The organism is Xanthomonas sp. D-109, assembly GCF_017746095.1.
Lineage (GTDB): Bacteria > Pseudomonadota > Gammaproteobacteria > Xanthomonadales > Xanthomonadaceae > Xanthomonas_A > Xanthomonas_A sacchari.
The window spans coordinates 181,706-206,447 of the sequence record NZ_JAGHWV010000011.1; the positions used below are offsets into that span (position 1 = coordinate 181,706).

Annotated in this window: 22 protein-coding genes; 16 read left to right on the forward strand and 6 right to left on the reverse strand. The window is 71.8% G+C overall.

From position 1 onward, the window contains the following. From ptsP to J7357_RS12375, 14 genes are all read left to right on the forward strand, one after another. On the forward strand, window positions 1-2,514 hold the full coding sequence (ptsP, locus tag J7357_RS12310; protein WP_209246780.1) for a phosphoenolpyruvate--protein phosphotransferase: 2,514 nt from the start codon (window positions 1-3) through the stop codon (window positions 2,512-2,514). Beyond that, window positions 2,511-3,464, forward strand: coding sequence for a 1-phosphofructokinase (pfkB, locus tag J7357_RS12315; protein ID WP_209246782.1), 954 nt, complete (start codon window positions 2,511-2,513; stop codon window positions 3,462-3,464). The genes ptsP and pfkB overlap by 4 nt, the downstream gene beginning before the upstream one ends. A 55-nt stretch (window positions 3,465-3,519) precedes the next feature. Next, window positions 3,520-5,250 carry a fructose-specific PTS transporter subunit EIIC gene (locus tag J7357_RS12320; RefSeq protein WP_209246784.1) on the forward strand — a complete coding sequence of 577 codons (1,731 nt, stop codon included), beginning with the start codon at window positions 3,520-3,522 and terminating at the stop codon, window positions 5,248-5,250. A 92-nt stretch (window positions 5,251-5,342) separates the two neighbouring features. Beyond that, window positions 5,343-6,611 (forward strand): carbohydrate porin, encoded by a 1,269-nt coding sequence (locus tag J7357_RS12325; protein WP_209246786.1) that lies wholly within the window; start codon window positions 5,343-5,345, stop codon window positions 6,609-6,611. 611 nt (window positions 6,612-7,222) lie between these two features. Next, window positions 7,223-7,930, forward strand: coding sequence for a response regulator transcription factor (locus J7357_RS12330; RefSeq protein WP_019802458.1), 708 nt, complete (start codon window positions 7,223-7,225; stop codon window positions 7,928-7,930). Beyond that, complete coding sequence (locus J7357_RS12335; protein WP_209246788.1) at window positions 7,927-9,348, forward strand: sensor histidine kinase; 1,422 nt, start codon at window positions 7,927-7,929, stop codon at window positions 9,346-9,348. Before J7357_RS12330 ends, J7357_RS12335 begins: the two co-directional genes overlap by 4 nt. Beyond that, window positions 9,345-10,775: an efflux transporter outer membrane subunit gene (locus J7357_RS12340; RefSeq protein ID WP_209246790.1), complete on the forward strand. Its 1,431-nt coding sequence runs from the start codon at window positions 9,345-9,347 to the stop codon at window positions 10,773-10,775. The genes J7357_RS12335 and J7357_RS12340 overlap by 4 nt, the downstream gene beginning before the upstream one ends. Next, window positions 10,775-11,908 carry an ABC transporter permease gene (locus J7357_RS12345; RefSeq protein ID WP_209246792.1) on the forward strand — a complete coding sequence of 378 codons (1,134 nt, stop codon included), beginning with the start codon at window positions 10,775-10,777 and terminating at the stop codon, window positions 11,906-11,908. The genes J7357_RS12340 and J7357_RS12345 overlap by 1 nt, the downstream gene beginning before the upstream one ends. Next, entirely contained in the window at window positions 11,905-12,669 is a 765-nt protein-coding gene (locus J7357_RS12350) for an ABC transporter ATP-binding protein (protein WP_209246794.1), read from the forward strand. The genes J7357_RS12345 and J7357_RS12350 overlap by 4 nt, the downstream gene beginning before the upstream one ends. After that, the gene (locus J7357_RS12355; RefSeq protein ID WP_209246796.1) at window positions 12,666-13,568 is read left to right on the forward strand and encodes an HlyD family efflux transporter periplasmic adaptor subunit; all 903 of its coding nucleotides are present in this window, start codon (window positions 12,666-12,668) and stop codon (window positions 13,566-13,568) included. Before J7357_RS12350 ends, J7357_RS12355 begins: the two co-directional genes overlap by 4 nt. Window positions 13,569-13,660: 92 nt before the next feature. Continuing rightward, entirely contained in the window at window positions 13,661-14,488 is an 828-nt protein-coding gene (locus J7357_RS12360; protein ID WP_209246798.1) for an alpha/beta fold hydrolase, read from the forward strand. Continuing rightward, a complete protein-coding gene (locus J7357_RS12365; RefSeq protein WP_209246800.1) occupies window positions 14,488-14,850 on the forward strand; it encodes an EamA family transporter in 363 nt (120 codons plus the stop codon). The genes J7357_RS12360 and J7357_RS12365 overlap by 1 nt, the downstream gene beginning before the upstream one ends. Beyond that, window positions 14,847-15,245, forward strand: a complete 399-nt coding sequence (locus J7357_RS12370; protein WP_010342594.1) for a DMT family transporter — start codon at window positions 14,847-14,849, stop codon at window positions 15,243-15,245. Before J7357_RS12365 ends, J7357_RS12370 begins: the two co-directional genes overlap by 4 nt. Further along, the gene (locus tag J7357_RS12375; RefSeq protein WP_209246802.1) at window positions 15,235-16,488 is read left to right on the forward strand and encodes a DegT/DnrJ/EryC1/StrS family aminotransferase; all 1,254 of its coding nucleotides are present in this window, start codon (window positions 15,235-15,237) and stop codon (window positions 16,486-16,488) included. Before J7357_RS12370 ends, J7357_RS12375 begins: the two co-directional genes overlap by 11 nt. 148 nt (window positions 16,489-16,636) lie before the next feature. Here J7357_RS12375 and J7357_RS12380 read toward each other — a convergent pair whose 3' ends face one another. Together J7357_RS12380 and J7357_RS12385 are read right to left on the reverse strand one after the other, a co-directional pair. After that, the gene (locus J7357_RS12380; protein ID WP_209246804.1) at window positions 16,637-17,515 is read right to left on the reverse strand and encodes an arginase family protein; all 879 of its coding nucleotides are present in this window, start codon (window positions 17,513-17,515) and stop codon (window positions 16,637-16,639) included. Window position 17,516: 1 nt separating this feature from the next. Next, on the reverse strand, window positions 17,517-18,584 hold the full coding sequence (locus J7357_RS12385; protein ID WP_209247013.1) for a GNAT family N-acetyltransferase: 1,068 nt from the start codon (window positions 18,582-18,584) through the stop codon (window positions 17,517-17,519). A gap of 112 nt (window positions 18,585-18,696) precedes the next feature. Here J7357_RS12385 and J7357_RS12390 point away from each other — a divergent pair, with 112 nt between their 5' ends. Both J7357_RS12390 and J7357_RS12395 read left to right on the forward strand, forming a co-directional pair. Next, on the forward strand, window positions 18,697-18,969 hold the full coding sequence (locus J7357_RS12390) for an acyl carrier protein (RefSeq protein WP_160947413.1): 273 nt from the start codon (window positions 18,697-18,699) through the stop codon (window positions 18,967-18,969). Between the two features lie 6 nt (window positions 18,970-18,975). Beyond that, window positions 18,976-20,214, forward strand: a complete 1,239-nt coding sequence (locus J7357_RS12395; RefSeq protein ID WP_209246806.1) for a beta-ketoacyl-[acyl-carrier-protein] synthase family protein — start codon at window positions 18,976-18,978, stop codon at window positions 20,212-20,214. Between the two features lie 65 nt (window positions 20,215-20,279). Here the strand turns inward: J7357_RS12395 and J7357_RS12400 are convergent, their stop codons facing one another. The 4 genes from J7357_RS12400 to J7357_RS12415 all read right to left on the reverse strand — a co-directional run bounded on the left by J7357_RS12400 (window position 20,280) and on the right by J7357_RS12415 (window position 24,640). After that, window positions 20,280-21,635, reverse strand: coding sequence for an aminotransferase class III-fold pyridoxal phosphate-dependent enzyme (locus tag J7357_RS12400; RefSeq protein ID WP_198526533.1), 1,356 nt, complete (start codon window positions 21,633-21,635; stop codon window positions 20,280-20,282). A gap of 122 nt (window positions 21,636-21,757) precedes the next feature. Next, entirely contained in the window at window positions 21,758-22,450 is a 693-nt protein-coding gene (locus J7357_RS12405) for an MtnX-like HAD-IB family phosphatase (RefSeq protein ID WP_209246808.1), read from the reverse strand. Window positions 22,451-23,000: 550 nt separating this feature from the next. Beyond that, window positions 23,001-23,987 (reverse strand): MDR family oxidoreductase, encoded by a 987-nt coding sequence (locus J7357_RS12410; RefSeq protein ID WP_209246810.1) that lies wholly within the window; start codon window positions 23,985-23,987, stop codon window positions 23,001-23,003. 35 nt (window positions 23,988-24,022) lie between these two features. Next, entirely contained in the window at window positions 24,023-24,640 is a 618-nt protein-coding gene (locus tag J7357_RS12415; RefSeq protein ID WP_244667466.1) for a TetR/AcrR family transcriptional regulator, read from the reverse strand. Between the last annotated feature and the right edge of the window lie 102 nt (window positions 24,641-24,742).

A 24,742-nucleotide genomic window follows, 5' to 3' on the forward strand; every position in this document is an offset into this window, starting at 1 on the left:
GTGTCCCAGACGCCCTCCTCCTCCCTGGTTTCCAGCGACCTGGTCCGGGTCGATGCCCAGGCCCACGACAAGGCCGACGCGATCGCCCAGGCGGCGCAGTTGCTGGTCGCCGCCGGCTGCGTGCCGCCGGCCTACGAGGCCAGCATGCTGCGCCGCGAAGCACTGGCCAACACCTTCCTGGGCCATGGCGTGGCGATCCCGCACTGCACCGGCGAGGACCGCCACCTGGTGCGCCGCGACGGCATCGCCGTCCTGCAACTGCGCGACGGCGTGGAGTGGAACCCGGGCCAGACCACGCGCCTGGTGGTCGCCATCGCCGCCCAGTCCGACACCCACATCGCCGTGCTGCGGCGGCTGACCCGCTTGATCCAGGACCCGCCGCGGCTGGAGGCGCTGTTCGCCAGCGCCGACCCGCAGACGATCGTGGCCGCGCTGAGCAAGGACGCGGCCCCCACCGCGCCCACCGCCCCGGCCAGCGACCTGGCCGAGCGCTTCGACTGGACCGTGCGCTACCCCACCGGCCTGCACGCCCGCCCGGCCACGCGCTGGGTGGAAACCGCGCGCGGCTTCGCCGCCCGCATCCAGGTGCGTGCCGGCGACCAGGTCGGCGACGCCAAGAACCTGGTGTCGCTGCTGCAACTGGGCCTGCACGCCGGCGACACCGTGACCATTTCGGCCGAGGGCCAGGACGCCGCGGCGGCGCTGGCGCGGCTGCGCAGCGTGATCGACGCGCTGACCGCGCAGGAGCAGGCCGATGCCGAAGCCGCCGCGCAACGCCGCGCCGCGCCGGTCGCCGGCTGGACCCCGCCACAGGCGCAGCCGGCCATCGTCGGTATCGGCGCCAGCCCCGGCCTGGCGATCGGCGTGGTGCACAAGCTGGCCGGGCATGATGTCGCGGTGGCGGACACGCCGGTGCCGCTGAGCGACGGCGGCGCCCTGCTGCACGACGCCCTGCAGCGCACCCGCGCGCAACTGCAGGCCATCGAGGACGACACCCGCCGCCGCCTCGGCGCCGGCGACGCGGCGATCTTCCGCGCCCAGGCCGAACTGCTCAACGACACCGACCTGATCACCCTGGCCTGCCAGTTGATGGTCGAGGGCCACGGCGTCGCCTGGTCCTGGCAGCAGTCGGTCGAGCGCCTGGCCAACAAGCTCTCGGCGCTGGGCAATGCGGTGCTGGCCGGACGCGCCAGCGACCTGCGCGACGTCGGCCGCCGGGTGCTGGCGCACCTGGATCCGAGCCTGGCCGGCGGCAGCCTGGCGCAGTTGCCGGCCGCGCCATGCATCCTGCTCGCCCACGACCTGTCGCCGTCGGACACCGCCAACCTCGACACCGCGCGCGTGCTCGGCCTGGCCACCGCCGTGGGCGGCCCGACCTCGCACACCGCGATCCTCTCGCGCACCCTCGGCCTGCCGGCGCTGGTCGCCGGCGGCGCCGACCTGCTGGACCTGGAGGACGGCGCCACCGTCATCGTCGACGGCAGCAGCGGCCGCCTGTATCTGGCGCCGTCGGAGGCCGATCTTGCCTCGGCCCGCGCCTACATCGACGAACAGCAGCAACTGCGTGCACGCGAAGCCGAGCAGCGCAACCAGCCGGCGCAGACCGAGGACGGCCATCGCCTGGAGATCGGCGCCAACGTCAACCTGCCCGAGCAGGTCGCCGCCGCACTGGCGCAGGGCGCCGAGAGCGTGGGCCTGATGCGCACCGAATTCCTGTTTCTCGAGCGCGGCAGCACCCCCAGCGAGGACGAGCAGTACGCCACCTACACCGCGATGGCGCAGGCGCTGGACGGCCGCGCGCTGATCGTGCGCGCGCTGGACATCGGCGGCGACAAGCAGGTGGTGCACCTGAACCTGCCGCGCGAGGACAACCCGTTTCTGGGCGTGCGCGGTGCGCGCCTGCTGCTGCGCCGCGCCGACCTGCTGCAACCGCAGCTGCGCGCGCTGTACCGCGCGGCCAAGGACGGCGCACGCCTGGCGATCATGTTCCCGATGATCACCTCGGCGGCGGAACTGCTGACGCTGCGCGCCGAATGCGAGCGCCTGCGCGCGGAGCTGCAGGCACCGGAGGTGCCGCTGGGCATCATGATCGAAGTGCCGGCCGCGGCGATCCAGGCCGATGCGCTGGCGAAACACGCGGACTTCTTCTCGATCGGCACCAACGACCTGACCCAGTACACCCTGGCCATCGACCGCCAGAACCCGGACCTGGCCGCCGAGGCCGACAGCCTGCATCCGGCGGTGCTGCGGCTGATCCGCACCACCGTGGAGGGCGCGGCGCGCCACGGCCGCTGGGTCGGCGTGTGCGGCGGCCTGGCCGGCGATGCGTTCGGCGCGGCGCTGCTGGCCGGGCTGGGCGTGCACGAGCTGTCGATGACCCCCAACGACATCCCCACGGTGAAGGCGCGCCTGCGCGGCAGCCGCCTGGACGCGCTGCAGGCGCTGGCGCAGCGCGCGCTGGAGTGCGAGAGCGCGGCGGACGTGCGCGCGCTCGACGGCGGAGCCGACGCATGAGCGTCGATGCCGTCACCGTCACCCTGAATCCGGCGATCGACCTGACCGTGGCGATCGACCGGCTGCAGCCCGGCCAGGTGCACCGTGCGCGCAGCGCCCATGCCATCGCCGGCGGCAAGGGCATCAACGTCGCCGCCTGCCTGGCCGACGCAGGGCTGCGCTGCGCCGCGCTCGGCGCGCTCGGCGCGGACAACGCGCAGACGTTCGAGGCGCTGTTCGCCGAACGCGGCATCGACGACCGCTGCCTGCGCGTGCCCGGCGACACCCGCACCAACCTCAAGCTGGTCGCCGCCGACAGCGGCGCCACCACCGACATCAACCTGCCCGGCCTGGCCCTGGACCAGGCGCAACTCGACAGCGTCGGCGCGCGCCTGGCCGAGCTGCTGCGCCCCGGCCTGCCGGTGGTGCTCTGCGGCAGCCTGCCGGCCGGCCTGGCCGAGGACACCTGGCGACACCTGCAGGCGCAGGCCGCCGCGGCCGGTGCGCGGGTGCTGCTGGACACCAGCGGCGCGCCGCTGCACGCCGCCCTGGACGCGCCGCGCGCGCAACTGCCGTTCGCGATCAAGCCCAACCGCCACGAACTGGAAGAGTGGGCCGGCGCGCCGCTGGCCAGCACCGCCGACCTGCTCGGCGCCGCACGCGCCTTGCTGGCGCGCGGCATCGGCCTGGTGGCGGTGTCGCTGGGCAGCGACGGCGCGCTGTTCGTGCGCGGCGAGCAGGCGCTGCTGGCGCAGCCGCCACAGGTGACCGGTGGCAGCAGCGTCGGCGCCGGCGATGCGATGGTCGCCGGCCTGGTCGCGGCCTTGCGCGCCGACGCCGACCTGGCGACCTGCGCGCGCCAGGCCACCGCCTTCGCCGTGGCCACGCTGGGCAGCGGCGTCGCCCGCCGCCTGCCGCGCGAGCGCCTGGCCGAGCTGGCCGCCGCGGTCCGCGTGGAGACCCTGGCATGACTTCCGTCGCGTCGCTGCTGTGCGCCGCGCCCTCTTGCGCTCATCGGGAGCCCGCATGAATCCGATCCTCGTGGTGATCGCCGCCGGCGATCGCAGTACCGAAGCCGTCCTCGCCGCCGAGGCGCTGCGGCATGCCGCCACGCTGCGGGGCGCCGTCCTGCAGGCCGAGGTGCGCACGCCGCAGGGCGTGATCGCGCCGCTGGACCTGACCGCCGCATCCGCCGCCGCGCCGCTGCTGCTGGTCGGCGACGGCGACGTCGATGCCGCCCGCTTCGCCAACCGCCGCGTGCAGCGCAGCGCGCTGGACGCGGTGCTGGCCGACGCCGGCGCGGTGCTGGCGCCACTGCTTGCCGCCACGACGTCCGACGCCGCCGCCGTGCCGGCCACGGCCGACAGCACCGAGGGCGCCGGCAAGCACATCGTCGCCATCACCTCCTGCCCCACCGGCATCGCCCACACCTTCATGGCCGCCGAGGGCCTGCAGCAGGCGGCCAAGGCGCTGGGCCACCAGATCCGGGTGGAGACCCAGGGCTCGGTCGGCGCGCAGGACGCGCTCAGCGCCGAGGAGATCGCCGCCGCGGACCTGGTGCTGATCGCCGCCGACCGCGAGGTCGACCTGGGCCGCTTCGGCGGCAAGCGCCTGTTCAAGAGCGGCACCAAGCCGGCGATCAACGACGGGCCGGGACTGATCCGCAAGGCCCTGGCCGAGGCCAGCGTGCACGCCGCCGGCAATGGCGGCAGCGCCCCGGCCAAGGCCCAGGGCGGCCGCTCCGCCGGCCCGTACAAGCACCTGATGACCGGCGTGTCGTTCATGCTGCCCTTCGTCACCGCCGGCGGCCTGCTGATCGCACTGGCGTTCGCGCTCGGCGGCATCTACGCCTTCGACGACGCGCACAAGGGCACCCTGGCCTGGTCGCTGTTCCAGATCGGCGCCAAGGCCGGCTTCACCCTGATGGTGCCGGCCCTGGCCGGCTACATCGCCTACTCCATCGCCGACCGCCCCGGCATCGCCCCCGGCATGATCGGCGGCATGGTCGCGGCCAACCTCGGCGCCGGCTTCATCGGCGGCATCCTCGCCGGGTTCATCGCCGGCTACGGCGTGGCCGCGCTGAACCGGGCGATCAAGCTGCCGCGCACGCTCGAGGGCCTGAAACCGGTGCTGATCCTGCCGGTGCTGGGCACCCTGCTGGTCGGCCTGGCCATGCTCTACGTGGTCGGCCAGCCGGTGGCCGAGCTGCTGGCCTGGCTCACCGAATGGCTGCGCGGCATGCAGGGCAGCAGCGCGGTGCTGCTGGGCCTGCTGCTGGGCGCGATGATGGCCTTCGACATGGGCGGGCCGGTCAACAAGGCCGCCTATGCCTTCTCCACCGGCCTGATCGCCAGCCAGGTGTACACGCCGATGGCCGCGGCGATGGTCGCCGGCATGACCCCGCCGCTGGGCATCGCCCTGGCCACCTGGGTGTTCCGCAGCCGCTTCACCCAGGACGAGCGCGGCAGCAGCGCCGCCACCGGCGTGCTCGGCCTGGCCTTCGTCACCGAAGGCGCGATCCCGTACGCCGCGCGCGACCCGCTGCGCACCATCCCCGCGCTGATGCTCGGCTCGGCGCTGGCCGGTGCGATCTCGATGGCCGCCGGCGCCGAACTGAAGGTGCCGCACGGCGGTGTGTTCGTGCTGCCGATCCCCAATGCGGTCAGCCACCTGGGCATGTACCTGGTGGCGCTGCTCGCCGGCACCGTGGTCACCGCGGTGGCACTGCGGGTGCTGAAGAAGCCGGTTCTCGCCTGATCCCGTCCATGCGTCGGCGCGTCGCCACGCGATGCCCCTCCCCCCGTCGCCGCTGGCGGCGCGCCGGCCTTTCCCTGCTGAGGAGTTCCGCCATGTCCCGTCCCCTCGTCTCGTCCCTGCCCCTGGCCACCCTGGCGCTGGCGCTCGCCGCACCGCTGGCCCACGCCCAGGACGCCAGCGACGCCTTCAAGCTCAAGCTCGCCTACACCGGCGAAGGCGCCGTGTCGCTGGACGGCGGCAAGCATGAGGGCAGCGCCTACGCCGGGCAGCTGATGTTCGGCACCGACGTGGACCTGCAACGGCTGATGGGCTGGAACGGCGCCACGCTGAAGGTCTACGGCATCAATCGCCATGGCACCAACCTGGCCAACGGCAATATCGGCAACAGCACCTCGGTGCAGGAAATCTACGGCGGCCAGGGCACGCGCCTGGCCAACTTCACCATCGACCAGAAGCTGTTCAACGACCGCCTGGAACTGGAGGCCGGCCGCAGCGTGGCCAACATCCACTTCCTGGGCTCGGAGCTGTGCGGGTACTTCCAGGGCAACTCGGCCTGCGGCAACCCGACCTTCGTGTTCCGCACCAGCAACTTCACCTACTGGCCGGTGTCCAGCTGGGCCGCGCACGCCAAGGCCTGGGTGACCCCGAACGTCTACGTCCACGTCGGCGCCTACGAGGTCAACCCGATCCAGGCCGAACGCGGCCAGCACGGCCTGAACTGGAGCACCAACGACAGCACCGGGGTGATCGTGCCCTACGCGATCGGCTACAGCACCCAGGCCAGCGGCGCGCGCCTGCCGGCGATGTACGAGCTCGGCGGCTGGCAGGACAATTCCGACTACCGCGATCCGCTCAACGACCGCAACGGCAACCCGGCGCGGCTGAGCGGGCTGGACTACGCCACCCGCAGCGGCCGCTCCGGCGCGTTCTTCCGCTTCGAACAGCAGGTCACCCGCCCCGACCCGGACAGCAACCGCGGCCTGGTGCTGTTCGGCTCGGTGCTCAAGGGCACCTCCGGGCAGTTGATCGAAGACCATTTCCTGGAGCTGGGCCTGGTCCAGCGCGGCACCTTCGCCAGCCGCCCGCAGGACAACATCGCCTTCGTCGTCACCCAGCAGCACTACAGCGACGACGCCCTGGAAGACCTGCGCCTGGCCCGCGCCGCGGCCGGCGGCAGCGGCACCCCGCACCGCTCGCAGACCATGATGGAACTGAGCTACGGCATCCAGGTGACCCCGCAACTGCGCATCGCCCCGAACCTGCACTACATCGTGCACCCGGACCAGTTCAACGAGCCGACCCGTACCCGCGACCTGCCCAATGCCTTGGTGGCTGGCCTGCGGCTGGACTGGGCGCTCTGAGGGGCTGGGATTTGGGAGCCGGGATTCGGGAGTCGGGATTGGGGATTCGCAAAGGCGGGCGGATCGCGGCCTGAGTGTTTGCGCGCAGACAGTGGTGTGCGGTGCGGCGCTGACAGTATCCGTGCAGACCGACCCGTCCTTGCATGATGCCGACATGATTCCCGCTCGATAGCGGCACGTTGAACGCACGAGGCCCCGGCATGCCGGGGCCTCGTGCGTTTTCTTCCCTTTGCTTCCGATCGCAGTGGCGCTGCGCCGATCCATCGGCGCCTGCGGGAGCGAAACGTGGCCGGCGAATCGAGATCCGTTCGATTCCGTGGGAACCGTCTCCCTGGCGCGGGAGCGGTGACGTTGCCGACCCATGCATGATGCCGCCGCCACGGGGGCGTGAGGATCGGCGGATGCCGCGGCTGGCTATAGGATTTTTCCTACCCGGCGGCGTCCGGACCGGCGAGCACGCGAAGGATGTCATGGATGACAATCGTCATCACCGCATCGCAGAATCTGGATACAGACTCCATCGAAATTACATCGACGTATGTGAACGTAGTGACTTCGCCGCCGCCGATTACGACGGTTTTCCCACATCCCCGTTGCAAGCATTTCGCGTCATGCGCATCCTGGTCGCCGAAGACGATACGTCCATTGCCGTTGCATTACGCGACTCGCTCGCCGAGTGCGGCCACGTGGTAGACCATGTCGGCGACGGTGCCGCCGCCGAACGCGCACTCGGTAGCGAAAGCTATCAATTGCTGGTACTGGACCTGGGCCTGCCGCGCCGCGATGGGCTGCAGGTGCTGCAGCGCCTGCGCGCCCGCCGCGACGAGATCCCGGTGCTGGTGGTGACCGCCCGCGACGCGGTGGAAGACCGTATCCGCGCCCTCGACGAAGGTGCCGACGACTACCTGATCAAGCCCTTCGAACTGTCCGAGTTCCTTGCCCGGACCCGCGCGCTCCTGCGCCGCAGCAGCAGCGGCGGCGTGCCGGAGCTGGTGCTGGGGCAATTGCGCATCAACCTGGCCGGACGCCGGGTGTGGCTGCAGGACCAGCCGCTTGACCTGACCGCGCGCGAGTTCGCGCTGCTGGAAACCCTGCTGCTGCGCAGCGGGCGCGTGGTCAGCCGCAGCCAGCTGACCGAGGCGCTGTGCGATTGGCAGCACGAAATCACCGACAACGGCCTGGACATCTCCATGCACCGCCTGCGGCGCAAGCTGCATGGCGCAGGCGTCGGCATCCGGACCATCCGCGGCCTGGGCTACCTGCTGGAGGAGTCGCACGCCGCCTCACCGGCCGCCGACCACGCACAGACCTCGCAGTGAGCGCGACCACCGCCGCGCACGCGCCGGCCTACCGCCATCCCAGCCTGCGCCAGCGATTGCTGGCGTTCCTGCTGATCCCGACCGTGCTGCTGATGCTGGTGGTGTCGTCGCTGTTCTACCTGCTGATGCTCAAGTACACCAATCACGTCCACGACATGGACCTGAAGGAGGACACGCAGGGCCTGGCGAACGCGGTCAACGACCCCGGCGAACGCATGCCGCTGACCCTGCAGGCGCGGCAGTTGCTGGAGTACAGCAGCGACGGCCGGGTGTTCTTCAAGCTGGACAGCCGCCGCCACGGGGTGATCAGCGGCAGCACCCAGCCGATCCCCAAGCATCCGGATCCGGCCGAGATCGGCCGGGTGATGCTGTACGACGACCGCATGGACAACGGCGTGCCGGTGCGCGTGGCCAGCCTGCTGCTGCCCTCGGCGCTGGAGCCGGGCGACTGGCTCACCGTGTCGGTGGCCGAGACCCTGGACGACCGCCACCGCCGCGCCCGCGAGATCCTGGTGCTGATGCTGCCGACCGAACTGCTGCTCACCTGCTCGCTGCTGGTGCTGGTCTGGCACGGCGTGCGCGTCGGCCTGCGCATGCTGGAGCCGGCGGTGCGCCGGCTCGACGACAGCCAGCGCGACCTCAGCCCGGTGTCCGGCCCGGACATCCCGGTGGAGATCCTGCCGCTGACCCAGGCCATCGACGGCCTGCTCGGCCGGCTCAAGCACATGATGGCGTTGCAGGAACGCTTCCTGGCCGACGCCGCGCACCAATTGCGCACGCCGCTGGCCGGGCTGAGCATGCACGTGCAGCGCGCCCAGGCCGGCCAGCGCCCGGAAGACACCGCGCAGGCGCTGCAGCACATCCGCCAGCTGACCGACCGCGCCACCCGCACCTCCACCCAGCTGCTGGCGCTGACCCGCACCCAGGCGCCGCGCGAGAGCATCCGCGAGCTGCTGCCGCTGGACCTGGCGCAATGGCTGCCGCAGGCCCTGTCCGACCGCATCCCCGACGCGCTGCACGCCGGCGTGGACCTGGGCTACGACGCCGGCGACGACGACGCGCCCGCCTGGGTGGCCGCCGACGCCTATGCGCTGCGCGAACTGCTCGACAACCTGCTGGACAATGCCTTCCGGCATGCCGCCGGCCGCATGGTCACGGTCAGCCTGCGCCGCGATCCGCTGTACGTGCGCCTGGCCGTGGACGATGCCGGCAGCGGCATCGACGAGGCCCTGCTGCCGCGCCTGGGCGAGCGTTTCTTCCGCGCGCCGGACGCGCCCGAAGGCGGCACCGGCCTGGGCCTGGCCATCGTCGCCAACATCGCCGCCCGCCACCACGCCACGCTGCGCTACCGGCGCTCGGCGCTGGGCGGCCTGCGCGCGGAACTGGACCTGCCGGCCGGCGCGGAGCCGCGGGCATGAGCCGCCACCGTCTTCGCTGCGCCGGCGCACTGGCGCTGGCCACCGCGCTGGCGCTGGGCGGCTGCGCCAGCAAGCCCATCCCCGATCTGCGCCAGCCGTCGCTGCCCGCGCACTGGAGCAGCGCGACGCCGCAGGCAGCCGCGCCGCGCCCGCCGGGCAGCGCCTGGTGGCAGGATTTCCACGATCCGCAACTCGATGCGCTGGTCGCGCAGGCGCTGCAGGACGATCTCGAGGTCGGTCAGGCGCTGGCACGGCTGCGCGCGGCGCGGCGGCTGGATGCGGTCGCCGACGCGACGCTGCGGCCGCAACTGCGTGCGCGCACCGAGGATCCGATCGATCCGGACGCCAGCGCCTCGTTCCTGGTCGTGGGCGTCGATTCGGAGTGGGAGCTGCCGCTGTTCGGTCGCGGCGAAGCCACCAACCGCGTGGCCCGCGGCGACCTGCAGAGCGCTCAGGCCAACCTGGCGCAGGTGCGCGCGGCGACGATCTCCGACGTGACCCACAACTGGATCGACCTGCGCCACGCGCAGCAGGCCGAACGCCTGCTGCAGGACATCGCCGACGCGCGCCAGCGCCAGGCCAGCCTGCAGCAGACCCTGGTCGACCTGCATCTGGCCGCGCCGGCCACTGCGGCGCAGGCGCAGGCGGCGGTGCTGCAGGCGCAGACCGCGGTGAACGAACCGCGCGACGCCGCGGCGGCGGCGGCGCGGCGCCTGGCGGTGCTGCTGGGCCGCGACGCGCCCGATCCGGCGTGGAGCACGGCCGCGGCCAGCAGCGCGCCGGGACAACTGCAGATCGCCGCAGTCGACAGCGTGCCGGCCGACCTGCTGCGGCGACGCCCGGACATCGCCGCGCGCGAGGCCGAGGTGATCAGCGCCGCCGGCGCCCTGGGCATCGCCCGCGCCGACCGCTACGGCAGCATCGGCCTGGGCGGCGCGATCCGCTGGTCGACCAGCCTGCTGAGCCACCGCCGCACCGCCACCCACGGCATCGCCTCGTTCGGCCCGGTGATCGACATTCCGCTGTTCGACTGGGGCATCCGCCAGGCCAGGGCCAAGGCGCGCGGCGACCTGCTGGAAGCGGCCACCCTCGCCTACCGGCAGACCGTGCTGTCGGCGGTCAACGAGGTCGAGGACGCGCTGACCGCGCTGGAACAGCAGCGGCGCAACGTCGAGACCGAGCAGCAGGTGCTGCAGGCGCAGCAGCAGGTCGCCGAGGCGGCGCAGCAGCGCCGGCGGCTGGGCCTGGGCAGCGACCTGGACGTGGCCACCCAGCAGGCCGCACGCGACCAGGCGACGCTGGAACTGCTGGAAGCGCAACGCCAGCGCGACCTGGCCTACGTCGCCCTGCACACCGCGTTGGGCAGCGCCACCGCGCCGATTCCCGGCGCCGGCACCGGCAACGAGCGCGAAGGCGCGCAGCCCTGATGGTCGCGCTGGCCCGCCAGACCCTGCGCTACGAGTGGCGCCGCTTCCTGCCGGTGGTGGTGTCGGTGGGCTTCGCCAGCCTGTTGCTGCTGCTGCAGACCGCGCTGGTGCTGGGCATCTTCGGCAGCGCCAGCGTGTACGTCTCCGGCTCCGACGCCGACCTGTGGCTGGGCTATCCCGGCACGCAGAGCGTGGACCAGGGCCGCGCCATCGATCCGGACGCGGCCGCGCCGCTGTACCTGGACCCGCAGGTGACGCAGGTCGAGCCGTTCATCTGGTTCGACGGCGACTGGCGCGGCCCCGGCGACACCGGCGCGGTGTCGGTCTACATCTCCGGCATCGACACCCGCGACGGCGGGCTGATGTTCTCGCGCCTGCTCAGCCCGGCGCTGCGTGCGGCGCTGCGCGAACCGGACACCGTGGTGGTGGACCGGGCGGAACTGGACAAGCTCGGCGTCGACATCGGCAGCAGCGCGCGCATCAACGGCCACCGCGTGCGGGTGATCGGGGTCGGCCGCGGCCTGCGCGCGCTGGGCGGGGTCAACGTGCTGGCCTCGCTGGACACCGCGCGCGCGCTCAACACCGACACCGCGCATCCGGACTGGCCGACCTACATGGTCGCCAGGCTGCGCCCCGGCGCCGATCCGCAGGCGGTGGCGCAGGCGATCGACAGCGCGGTCACGCGGCCGCGCGTGGAAGCCTGGAGCGCCGACGATTTCGCCCGGCGCAGCATCCTGTTCTGGATGTTCGATACCGGTGCCGGCTCCGGCGTGCTGTTCCTGGGCGGCATCGTGCTGCTGGTCGGCGTGGCCATCACCAGCCAGACCCTGCTCGGCACCGTGCTCGGCGCCGCGCGCGAGTACGCCACACTCAACGCGCTGGGCGTGAGCATGCGCAACCTGCGCTGGGTGGTGCTGGAACAGGCCGCCTGGGTCGGTGCGCTGGGCCTGATCGGGGCCAGCGCGCTGGGCGCGGCGCTGGTCGCGCTGGCCCGCGCGCACGACGTGCCGGTGGCGTTCAACGCCAGCGGCTGGGGCCTGTGCGTGTGCGCGGTGATGCTGCTGACCGTGGTCTCGGCCCTGGCCGCGCTGCGCGGGCTGCGCCGCGCCGATCCGGCGTTGCTGCTGCGATGAGCCGGATCGCCGCCGCCGCCGCGCTGCACCCGGCCGCCGCCACCCTGCGCGGCAGCGGGCTGTGCAAGAGCTTCGTCTCCGGCAGCCTGCGCACGCCGGTGCTGCGCGACGTGGAACTGCAGGTGTGGCCGGGCGAACTGACCCTGATCTCCGGCCCGTCCGGCTGCGGCAAGAGCACCCTGCTGTCGATCCTCAGCGGCCTGCAGCGCGCCGACGCCGGCCAGGTGCTGGCGCTGGGCGAGGAACTGGGCGCGCTCGGCGCCACCGCGCTGGAGCAGTTCCGGCTGCGCCACACCGGCTTCATCTTCCAGGGCTTCAACCTGTTCCCGGCGCTGTGCGCGCTGGACCAGGTGCGGCTGCCGCTGCAGTACATGGGCCTGGCCCCCGCCGAGGTGCGCAGCCGTGCCGAGGAGGCGCTGGCCGAGGTCGGCATCGCCCACCGCCAGCATCTGCGCCCGGCCGAACTGTCCGGCGGCGAGAAGCAGCGCGTGGCGATCGCCCGCGCCCTGGCCAAGCACCCTGCGCTGCTGTTCGCCGACGAACCGACCAGCGCGCTGGACGCCGGCAACGGCCAGATCGTGATCGACCTGCTGCACCGCATCGCGCGCCGCCACAACACCATGGTGCTGTGCGTGAGCCACGACCCGCGCCTGATCCGCCACGCCGACCGCGTGCTGTCGATGGAGGACGGCCGCATCCTCGACGACCGCCGCGTGAACGCGCCGCCTTCGCCCCTGCCCTCACGGAATCCCGCACCATGAAAGCGTTCGCCGCCGCGCCCCTGCTGAGCCTGCTGCTGGCCGCATGCGCGCCATCGGACCGCACGCCGACACCGGCGGCGGCCGCCGCCCCCCCGGCCTACCTGGCGGTGGCGCGCGGCCGCATCGACGTGGAGGGCGGCGTGCTCAAGCTCGGCCTGCCGGTCGCCGCGACCCTGCGCGAGGTGCCGGTGCACGAGGGCGACGCGGTGCAGAAAGGCGCGGTGCTGGTCGCTGGCGACGACCGAGCCGCCGCAGTCGACCTGGACATCGCCCGCACCCGCGCGCAGGCCGCGGCCACCCACCTGAAACAGCTGCAACAGCGCCTGCAAAGCGCCGAGCAGAAGCAACGACGGCTGGCCGAGGCCGCGCGCCTGGGCGCCGGCGACGGGCAGAGCGCCGACGACGCCAGCGACGCGGTGCAGAGCCTGATGGACGCGCTGGACACCGCGCGCAGCGATGCGGCCCTGGCAGACGCACAGGTACGGGCGGCCGAGTTGCAGCGTGCGCAGTACCGGCTGCAGGCGCCGGTGGCCGGGCGTGTGCTGCAGCTGTCGGCGGCGGCCGGCGCGCGCACCGAGGCCAACGCGCCGCTGTTGACCCTGCTGCCGGACGCGCCGCGCCTGGTCCGCGCCGAATTGAACGAAAGCTACGCCGGCAGCGTCACCCCGGGCATGGCCGCCGAAGTGATCAGCGACGACGGCCGCCAGACCGTGCTCGGCGAGGCGGTGGTGCGCTGGCTGGCGCCGGCCTACGGCCCCACCCAGCTGCACGACGACGCCACGCCCGCCGGCAACGACCGCAGCGTGGCCTGCGTGCTGGCCTTCACCCAGCCCTCGAGCTTGCGCCTGGGCCAGCGCGTGCTGGTCCGCTTCCGCAACCCGGCCACGGCCAAGCGCTGACCCTGCACACCGCCGCCGCGGCGAAAGGCTGCTGAAACGCGCAGCGGCGACCCTGCACGGATTGCCGAGACTGCGCAGCCGCGCCCATTCACATGATCCAATCTGCCGAGTTCCACTTCGAAGGCGGCCGCAACGCCGTGCTGCTGATCCACGGCCTGACCGGCACGCCCAGCGAGATGCGCCTGCTCGGCAAGAGCCTGAACCGCGAAGGCTTCAGCGTCTACGGCGTGCAACTGGCCGGCCATTGCGGCGACGAGGACGACCTTCTGGCCACCAGCTGGCGCGACTGGTACGCCAGCGTCGAGGCCGCTGCCGCGCGCGTGCGCCCGCAGGTCGACCGCCTGTTCGTGGCCGGGCTGTCGATGGGCGCGGTGCTGGCGCTGCGCCTGGCGCAGCAGCGTCCGGAGTGGGTGGACGGGGTCGGCGTGCTCGGCGCCACTTTCCGCTACGACGGCTGGAACATCCCCAAGCGCGCGCGCCTGGCGTTCCTGCTGCCCTGGTTCAAGCGGCTGGGCATCGGCAAGCGCCGCATGTTCCTGGAAGAGCCGCCGTATGGCCTGCGCGACGAGCGCATCCGCGCCCAGGTCAGCAGCGCCATGCTCGGCGGCGACAGCAGCGCCGCCGGCCTGCCCGGCAATCCCTGGCACGCCCTGGCCGAGATGTACCTGCTCGCGCGCGACGTGCGCCGCAACCTGCCCAAGGTGGTCGCGCCGTGCCTGGTCGCGCACGCGGCCGAGGACGACATCGCCGACCTGCGCAACGCGCGGCTGGTGATCGCCAACGTGTCCGGGCCGACGGAACTGCTGCTGCTGCACGACAGCTACCACATGATCACCCTGGACCGCGAACGCCGCGTGCTCGGCGCCCGCCTGGCGCAGTTCTTCGCCGCCCTGTCCGCGCCGCAGCGGGCCGCCGCCTGATGGCGATGACCGGCTCGGTGGTGGCGATCTGGCTGGCGACGGTGGCGTTGGACACCGCCGGCCAGTTGGCCTTCAAGTACGTGGCCAGCCACCCGCAGGGCACCGGCATGGCGCGCTGGCAGCGCATGGCGCGGCAGCCGCAGCTGTGGTTCGGCGTGGCCTGCTACGTGTTCGAGTTCCTCGCCTGGACCGCGTTCCTGTCGCTGGTGCCGCTGGGCCGCGGCGTGCTGCTGGGCTCGATCAACATCGTGGCGATCATGCTGGCCGGGCGCTGGCTGTTCGGCGAACGCCTGGGGCGCATGCAGGTGGCCGGCATCTGCCTGGTCAGCGCCGGCGTGGCCGTGGTGGGGCTGGGCTCATGAGCCGGCCGTCGCTGCATCGCTATGCGGTGGGCTTCGCCCTGCTGCTGAGCTTCGACACCCTGGCCCAGATCGGCTTCAAGCTGGCCGGCACCCACGCGTTCCCGCCCCAGGCCGAACTGGCCTGGGTGCTGCGCCTGCTCGGCAGCCCCTGGCTGTACGCCGCGTTGCTGGGTTACGTCGGCGCGTTCTTCACCTGGATGAAGCTGCTCGAACACGCGCCGATCGGCCCGGCCTTCGCCGCCTCGCACCTGGAGGTGGTCAGCGTGATGCTGCTGTCGGCCTGGTGGTTCAACGAACACATCGGCCTGCTGCAGGCGCTGGGCGCGGCGCTGATCGTCGGCGGCATCGTCTGCCTGGCGATCGGCGAACGCGCGGATCCCGCCGATGCGCATTGAGGTGCCACCGACCGCCGGCCTGCCGCTGCAGTGGCGCGACCTGTGGCCGGGCCGCCCGCGCACCCGCCTGGCCAGCGCGCTCGGCCTGCCGCAGGCGCTGCTGACCTGCTCCGGCACCGCCGCGCTGATCGTGGCGCTGCGTACCCTGACCGCGGCCAGCCGGCGCCGGCAGGTGCTGGTGTCGGCCTATACCTGCCCGCTGGTGGCGCTGGCGGTGGCGCACTGCGGCCTGCAACTGGTGCTGTGCGATCTTCTGCCCGGCTCGCTGGAGCTGGACCCGGTGCAACTGGCGCAACGCTGCGGCAGCGACACCCTGGCGATCATCGCCACCCATCTCGGCGGACGCCTGACCGATCTGGCGCCGCTGCGCCGCGCCGCCGAAGGCTGCGGCGCCTTGCTGATCGAGGACGCGGCACAGGCGCTGGGCGGCGTGCATGCCGACGGCCGCCCGGCCGGCCTGGGCGGCGACATCGGTTTCTGCAGCCTGGCCGCCGGCAAGGGGCTCACGCTGTACGAAGGCGGGCTACTGATGTCGCGGCATGCGCCGCTGCAGCGCAGCCTGGCCGACACCGCCGCGCGCCTGGGCCAGCGCGACTGGCGCTGGGAGCTGCGCCGCAGCCTCGAACTGCTCGGCTACGCCGCGCTGTACCGGCCGCAACCGCTGCGCTGGGCGTATGGCGCACCGGTGCGGCGCGCGCTGCGCCGTGGTGACCGCGTGGGCGCGGCGGGCGACCGCTTCGGCACCGCGATCGCCCAGCATGCGGTCGGCGCCTGGCGCGAAGGCGTGGGCGTGCGCGCCAGCGCGCGCTGGCCGGCGTTCCTGGCGCAGATCCGCGAGCAGGGCCGGCGCCGCAGCGCCCGTCTTGCCGGCATCCCCGGCCTGAGTGTGATCGCCGATACCGCCGGCGCCCAGGGCAGCTGGCCGATCCTGATGGTGCTGCTGCCCGATGCGGCCGCCCGCGAATCGGTGCTGGCCGCGCTGTGGCCGCGCGGACTCGGCGTGGCGGTGCCGTTCGTGCATGCCCTGCCCGACTACGACTACCTGGACGGCATCGTCGAACGCACGCCGATGCCCAACGCCAGCGACTTCGCCGCGCGCTGCCTGAGCATCAGCAACAGCCCCTGGCTGGACGAGGCGCGCTTCGAGACCATCGTGGCCACAATGCAGGCGGCCTGCGCCACCGCGGTCGGGCCGGCGCCACTGGATGTCGACCTGGTGCACGCCGCTGCGCCGAGCGCTTGATCGGGCGACGGGCGACTTCGCCAGCGTCGCGATGGACAATGCGCCGCTCGTAATGACCGGAAGCATCCTGTAGGAGCGGCTTCAGCCGCGAGGGCATGACCGGTAACGCCTCTCGCGGCTGAAGCCGCTCCTCTAGAATGGCGCTGCGCTAACCGACGCTGGCCGCATCCAGCGCCGCCAGCAGCCGCAGGTTCAATGCGTGCTGCTGCGCCTGCCACGCCGACAGGTCCGCCGGCGACGGCTCGGGCTGCGCATCCAGCGCCGCCAGCTTGCGTTTCCACCATTGCGGGTAATGGGCCAGCGACACTTCGCCGGTGATGTCGCTGCCGCACACCTGCCCGCGCAACGCCTCGATCGCCTGCAGCAACTGCGGCACGCGCAGCTGGCCCTGGTCCCAGTTGGTGCGCACGTCCTGCGGATCCAGCACGTCCTTGTCCAGCGACAGATAGGTCGGCATCGGCGTGCGCCGCAGGTGCTCGACGAACGCATCGCTCAGCGCGCTCACGCTGTCGAAGCCGCGCACCGCCTGGCCCAGGCCCAGCCGCCGCGCCCAGCCCACGTCCACGCCGCTGCACCAGTAGCGCAACTTGCCGCGGTATAGCGGCAGCAGATGGTTTTCCCAGGCATGGCCGGGGCCGACGTCGCCGGAGGTGATGCCGGCCACCTCGACCTGCGCCACCTGCGGCAGCGCGGCGATGCGGCGTACCCACGAACCGCAGTGCACGCCGAACGGGAAGCGCATGTTGTCCGGATGGTTGTCGAACACCACCACCCGCAACGGCGCCTGCGCGCGCTGCGCCAGGCGCACGATCAACGGCAGGCTCAGGTGATGGAAATCGCCGCTGCCCAGCAGCACGGTGCCGTACCGCGCCGGCAGCGCCTGCTCCAGCGCCGCACCGAAGCGGCGCAGCCGCGCCATCGAGCAGGCAAAGCGCAGGCCGTCGCACCAGTCGCGCAGCGGCAGGCGCACGGCGCCGGGCACGGCGCCCAACGAATCATCGAGATCGAGCAGGACCGGAGTGCGCATCTCAGTCCTCCTCGGCGGCATCGGCCGCCGGCCCGACGTCGTCGGATTCGAACAGCGGCCGCAATCGGCGCAGCACGGCACGCAGCAGCGGATTGCGCAGGTACACCGCATGCCAGGTGTAGGTGAAGCTGGCACCGAGTTGGGCCTTCACTTCCGGATCGGTCCAGCCGGCGACATAGGCGGTCAGGCCGTGGCGGCAGGCGTAGTCGAGGTTCTCGATCCAGCTCAGCGCGTACAGGTTGTGGTCGCGCGCGTCCGGGTAGTGCAGGCCGATGTACTTGTCCAGCAGCCGCCCCTCGTGCACGTAGCACAGGTTCCAGCCGATGATGCGGCCCTGGTGCCGGTACACGAACACCTGCCCGCCCGAGTCGGCGTCGGTCAGCAGCGCGTCGAAGAACGGCGCGGTGAGCAGGTCGAAATGGATCTCGCTCTGCGCATACACCTCCTGGTACAGCGCATAGCAATGCGCGCGCAGCGCCGGATCGGCGAAGGCCGGGCCGGTCGGCAGCACCTCGATCTGCAGGTCGGCGCGCGAGCGCAGCTTGCGGCGGATGTTGCGCCGGCGCCCGCGCGAGAGCCGCGCCAGGTACTCGTCGGTGGAAGCGAAGTCGATCGGCACCCAGGCCAGCGCCTGCCCGCGCAGCAGCACGTAGCCGTTGCGCTCGCAGGCGTCCAGGAACGTCTGTGCCCAGGCGTTGTCGGCGTCGTCCAGCAGCGGCGAACGCTGCGGCACGTCCTTGACGATCATCAGCGCGCGGCGCCGGCCCAGTTGCGTACGCCACTGCCGCGGCAACTGCGCCGGGTCGGCCGCGCGCGGCAGCCAGGCGTATTCGCTGACGGTGCTGCCGACGAAGCTGGTGCGCGGCCGCAGCAGGCGCTGCCACAGGCGCTGCAGCGGCAATCGCGCCACCTTCGCGCGCAGCGCGGGTTCGGCGGTGGTGAGCAGGTCGAAATCGGCCTCGAAGGCCGGCACCCCGTGCTCCAGGGGCTGGATCAGGAAACCGGCTGGCGGGTGCTGCAGGAACTGCCGCTGCAAGGCCTGCGGCTCGAGTTGGTTGACGAAAGGCATCTGCAAGATTGATCGTCTAGCGTGGAGAATGGATGCTGCGGCCCAGGCCGCAGCGTGCGATCCACCGGCGGCGGGCGCCGCGCGGTGGCCCTTCATTTCGCGGAGCACTGCCATGACCCCGTCCATCGAGTCGCAAATCCACAGCATCGTCGCCAAGCATGGCGAGATCGACCCGGCGCGCCTGACCCCCGATGCCAAGCTGCAGGACCTGGGCGTGGATTCGCTCGAGGCCATCGAAATCCTGTTCGACATCGAAGAACACTTCGACATCACCTTCCCGCAGCGCGACCCGAACCTGGACGACGGTTCGCTCGGCAAGCTGGTGCAGGCGGTCGAGGACGCCCTGGCGGCCAAGGCGGCCAGCGCGGCGCAACCGGCGCACTGACGCGCCATGGGCGCCTCTCCGCACGCGCGGCGCGTCGTCATCACCGGCATGGGCGCGGTCAGCGCGCTCGGCCTGGGCGCCGAGGCCCTGTGGAGCGCGATGCGCGAGGGCCGCAGCGGCATCGCCGCCCTGCCCTCGCCCGATCCGCTCAGCACGTTGAAGATGCGCGTGGCCGCGACACTGCCGGGGTTCGCACCCGATGCCACGCAGACCGGCGGCATCGCCCCCGGCCAGCTCGACCGCATGACCCAGATGGCGCTGGTCGCCGCCCGCGAGGCGATCGCCCAGGCCGGCCTGCCGCACGGCGATGCCGCGCTCGGCGCGCGCTGCGCGGTGGTGGTCGGCACCGGCGTCGGCGCCGAACTCAGCCGCGACGAACAATCGCGCCGGCTGTACCGCGACCAGGCCGAACGCCTGCATCCGCTGACCATCGTGCGCAGCATGGCCAACGCCCCGGCCAGCCAGATCAGCATCGCCTTCGGCCTGCGCGGCCCGGCCTTCGCCGTGTCCAGCGCCTGCGCCTCGGCCAACCACGCCTTCGCGCAAGCCGCGCTGATGGTCCGCCATGGCCTGGCCGACGTGGCCATCGCCGGCGGCAGCGAAGCCTGCCTGAGCCTGGCGCTGATCCGCGCCTGGGAAGCGATGCGGGTGGTCAGCGACGACACCTGCCGGCCGTTCTGCGCGCAGCGCAGCGGCCTGGTGCTGGGCGAAGGCGCCGGGATGTTCGTGCTGGAAAGCGCCGAGCACGCCGCCGCCCGCGGCGCGCTGCCGCTGGCGGAGCTGGCGGGATTCGGCATGAGTTCCGATGCCGGCGACATCGTCGCGCCCAGCATCGACGGCGCCGCCACGGCGATGCGCCTGGCGCTGCAGGATGCCGGTCTGGCGCCGCAACAGATCGACTACATCAACGCCCACGGCACCGGCACGCAGGCCAACGACCGCTGCGAAACCCAGGCGCTGCGGCAGGTATTCGGCGCGCACGCCGAGGCGCTGGCGGTCAGTTCGACCAAGGCGGTGCACGGCCATGCGCTCGGCGCGGCCGGCGCGCTGGAACTGGTGGCGGCGATCGGCGCGCTGCGCGAGCAGGTGGTGCCGCCCACGGCCAACTTCCTCGATGCCGATCCCGAATGCGATCTGGACTACGTGCCCAACCAGGCACGCGCCCGCCACGTGCAGGCGGTGCTGAGCAATTCCTTCGCCTTCGGCGGACTCAATGCGGTGATCGCGCTGCGCGCGGCGGGCTGAAACGCCCGCCGCCGCAGACAACGGCGGGAGGCAACGCGAACCGCGCGCGTCGTCTCCCGCCCGGCTCATGCGACCTGCTTGGCGCGGGTCAGCAACTGGTCCAGCAAGGACAGGCCCAGGTCGATCTCTTCGTGGCTGATGTGCAGCGACGGCGCCAGCGTGATGACGTTCTTGTAGTAACCGCCCACGTCCAGGATCAGGCCGATGCGCTTGCCGTTGTGGCGCAGCTCGCCTTCCAGGCCCATGTCGACCATGGTGTCGAGCAGCTTGCGGTTCGGCGTGAAACCGTCCGCCTGGCAGATTTCCGCACGCAGGGCCAGGCCCAGGCCGTCGACGTCGCCGATTTCCGGGTGGCGCTTCTGCAGGTCACGCAGGCCGTCCAGGAAGTGCGCGCCCTTGGCCATGACCATCGACTCGTAGTCGGTCTCGGCCAGCATGCGCATGGTCTCCAGGCCGACCGCGGTGCCCAGCGGGTTGGAGGCGAAGGTGGAGTGGGTCGAACCCGGCGGGAACACGGTCGGGTTGATCAGCTCCTCGCGCGCCCAGATGCCGGCCAGCGGATTGAGGCCGTTGGTCAGCGCCTTGCCGAACACCAGCACGTCCGGGGTCACGCCGAAATGCTCGATCGCCCACAGCTTGCCGGTGCGGAAGAAGCCCATCTGGATTTCGTCCACCACCATCAGGATGCCGTACTTGTCCAGCACCCGCTTCAGGCCGGTGAAGAAGTTCGGCGGCGGGATCACGTAGCCGCCGGTGCCCTGGATCGGCTCGACGTAGAACGCCGCGTACTCGCACTGCCCGGCCTTGGGATCCCACACGCCGTTGTACTCGGTCTCGAACAGGCGCTCGAACTTGGCCACGCACTGCTCGCCGTACTCTTCCTTGGACATGCCCTTGGGGCCGCGGAAGTGGTACGGGAATTCGATGAACTGGGCGCGGTCGAAATGACCGAAGCGGCGGCGGTAGCGGTACGACGAGGTGATCGCCGAGGCACCGAGGGTACGGCCGTGGTAGCCGCCTTCGAAGGCGAACACCAGGCTCTTGCCGGCGCTGGCGTTGCGCACCAGCTTCAGCGAGTCTTCCACCGACTGCGCGCCGCCGACGTTGAAGTGCACGCGGCCCTTGCGGCCCCACTTGCGCTCGGCATCGACCGCGATGGTCTTGGCCAGCTCGATCTTGGTCGGGTGCAGGTACTGGCTGGCGACCTGCGGCAGCGTCTCGATCTGGCGGGTCAGCGCCTGGTTCAGGCGCGGATTGGCGTAGCCGAAGTTGACCGCCGAGTACCACATCTGCAGATCCAGGTACGGCACTTCTTCGGTGTCGTACAGGTAGCTGCCGTCGCAGCGGCCGAAGATGCGCGGCGGCTCGCTGTAGTGCACGGTGTCGCCGTAGGAGCAGTACTGGGACTCGTCGGCCAGCATCTGCGCATCGCTCAGCGCGCGCTGGTGGTCGGCACCGGTGCGCAGCAGCGCCTCCGGATCGGGCGCGGCATCGCCATGCAGCGGTGCGAGCGAGGAAAGCGAAACATTCCGGTTCATCGGGATCAGGCTCGTTGGGTGACGGGAAGCGGGAAGGACACGGTGGTGGTCGCCGGCACCGCCAGGTCGGGCAGCAGGGCGATGGCGTCGTCGAAACCGGTGATCGCGCAGTGGGCGATCCCGTTGGCGCGGCAATGGCGCAGCAGCCCGTCCTTGGCGTACACCAGGTCGGCCTTGCCGGCCAGGCAGAAATCGGAACGGCCGTCGCCGATCAGCAAGGTGGCGCGCTCGGGCGGCTGTTGCGCCATGACCGCGCACTTGCAGGTGCCGCTTGGGCAGTCCGGGCGCGCATGCGGCGAGGCCATGCGCCATTCGCCGGCATCGGTGCGCAGCAGGCGGTTGGCGATGATCGGCAGATGGTGCAGGCCGTGGCGGGCGAGGATGCGGGCGATGCCGTAGTCCAGCCCGTCGCTGACGATGCTCAGCGGGATGCCCAGGCGCTCGGCCAGCGCGACGAAGCGCACGAAGGCCGGATCGATCCGCACGCCATCGAGCACCCGGTGCAGCGCATCGACGTCGCCGTCGAGCAGCGCGACCTGCTTGCTCATGCACTCGCGGGCGCCGATCCGACCGGCGACCCAGTCGTCTTCCAGTTCCTGCCAACCGGGGCGCCCGAGGTGCTCGAGCAGGCGGTCGGTCACGTCCTGCAGGGACACGGTACCGTCAAAATCGCAAAGGATGTTCCATTGGGCGCGCAAGGTGGCTCTCCGGCTGATGGGGGCAGAGCCTAGGCACGCTGTCTTTCGCACTCCTTTCGGCGAAGTGAAAGAAAGCGGAGCGTTCACATTGGGCGTGGTAGGCCGGCGCCTGCCCGGCACGGACGCGCGGAAGCGTCAGCCCGGGCCAGGACGCGATGACGCCCGAGTCCGCTCCCAGGCGTTCCGCGGCGCAGTTGCGCGTGGTTTCGGCGAAGAAGCTTGCAAAGGGGGAGATTCGTCGAAGACGGCAACGTGGCCACCCTGGGCCCGCCTTCGGGACGTAAAGCGACGCCCATCCCAACGCCAAGGCGCCTCACTGCGTGCCCGGCAGTGGCTCATTGCCATCAGGAAACCAAGCCGCACCGCCGCCCACACTCCATTGCGGATTGGGATCGGCGGCGCGCCCGCATGCGACAACGGCTGCACCTCCAGACAGACGGCCTCGAGGAAACATCACGCCGCCGGCATCGACCTACCGTCGCGGCGGGCTGACAGGTGGCTTGCGCACGGCACCGCGGTCGAGGCTCGCCGCCGAGGCCAGCCCCTCCCCTCAGCGATTGACGTCCACCACCAAGCGTCCGCGCACCTTGCCGTCGAGCAGATCGGGTGCGGCGCCGATGGCCTCACCCAGGCCGATGTCGCGGGTGATGGCGTCGAGCTGTGACAGGTCCAGGTCCATCGCCAGCCGCGACCACGCTTCGATGCGCTCGTGCCTGGGACGGGTGACGCTGTTGATCCCGAGCAGGCTGACCCCGCGCAGGATGAACGGCGCGACGGTGGCGGGAAACTCCATGCCCTGCGCCAGACCGCATGCCGCCACTGCCCCATCGGCGCGCGTACTGGCGCATACGTTGGCCAGGGTGTGGCTTCCGACCGAATCGATCGCTGCGGCCCAGCGCTCGGCCTGCAGCGGCTTGCCTGGTTGCGACAACGTCGCGCGATCGACGATCTCCTGCGCGCCAAGCGCCTTCAGATAGTCCGCTTCCTGCGGACGGCCGGTGGAGGCGATCACACGGTAGCCGCGGCGCGCCAGCAGGGAAATGGCGAAGCTGCCGACGCCGCCGTTGGCGCCGGTGACCAGCACCTCGCCATGCTCGGGACGCAGGCCATGGCGCTCCAGTGCCAGCAGGCACAGCATGGCCGTGTAGCCGGCCGTCCCGATCGCCATCGCCTGGCGGGCGCTCAGCGCCTGCGGCAAGGGGATCAACCAATCGCCGTCCACGCGTGCGCGCTGGGCCAGGCCGCCCCAGTGTTTTTCGCCCACGCCCCAGCCGTTGAGCAGCACCGCATCGCCGACGCGATAGGCCGGATCTTCGCTGTGCAGCACGGTACCGGCCAGGTCGATGCCCGGCACCATCGGGAAGCGGCGCACCACGCCGCCCCCTTGACCGGTGATGGCCAGGGCGTCCTTGTAGTTGAGCGTGCTGTACGCGACCTCGACGGTGACCGTCCCCGGCGGCAGGGCCGCGTCGTCCAGCGGCTGCAGCGCGGCGCGATAGCCGGCATCGTCCTTGTCGATGAGGATGGCGTTGAACATGAGCACTCCTTGGATGAGAGAGGAAGCAAACCGATCTAGCGCGGCAGGCCGGCGAAGTAGCCCTGCGCGAACACCTGCATCGGCGCGACGCTGCACGCCAGCCGTGCGCGCAGCACCGCGCCTTCCCAGCCGATCCAGAAGTACGCGGCAAGAGCATCGGCGTCGGCATGCGCGGCCAGCACGCCCTCCGCCTGCGCCGAACGCAGACAGTCGGCCACCCGCTGCTGCCAGCCCAGCAGCACGGCATCCAGACGCGCGCGGAAGTCGCCGGGCAGCGTGGTCACTTCCTGAGCCAGGTTGCCGACCAGGCAACCGCGCTGGAAGTCGAAGCGTTCCATGCCCTCCTGGGCGTCCTCGACGAAGTGGCGCAGACGCTGCAAGGCTGGCACCTCGTCGGCTTGCAGATGACGATCGAGCTTGCGCAGGAAATAGGCGTCGTACGCCTCGAGCACCGCCAGGCCGAAGGCGTTCTTGCTGCTGAAGTAGTGATAGAACGACCCCTTCGGCACCTTGACGCTGGACAGCACGGCGTCGATCCCGGTGGCCGCATAGCCCTGACTGGTCAGCACTTCCATACCGGCACGCAACAGCAGGTCGCGCGTGTCCTGCAGCGCGCGTTCCGACTTTGGCGGCCGCCCGCGGCGAGGCTGCAATGACGCGACTGGAAGCTCCATGCGCCGATATTAGACCGACCGTCTCTAAAAATGCAAGGCCGAGAATAGGCTGGGCGGACAGGCCAGGAAAGACACTCCCGG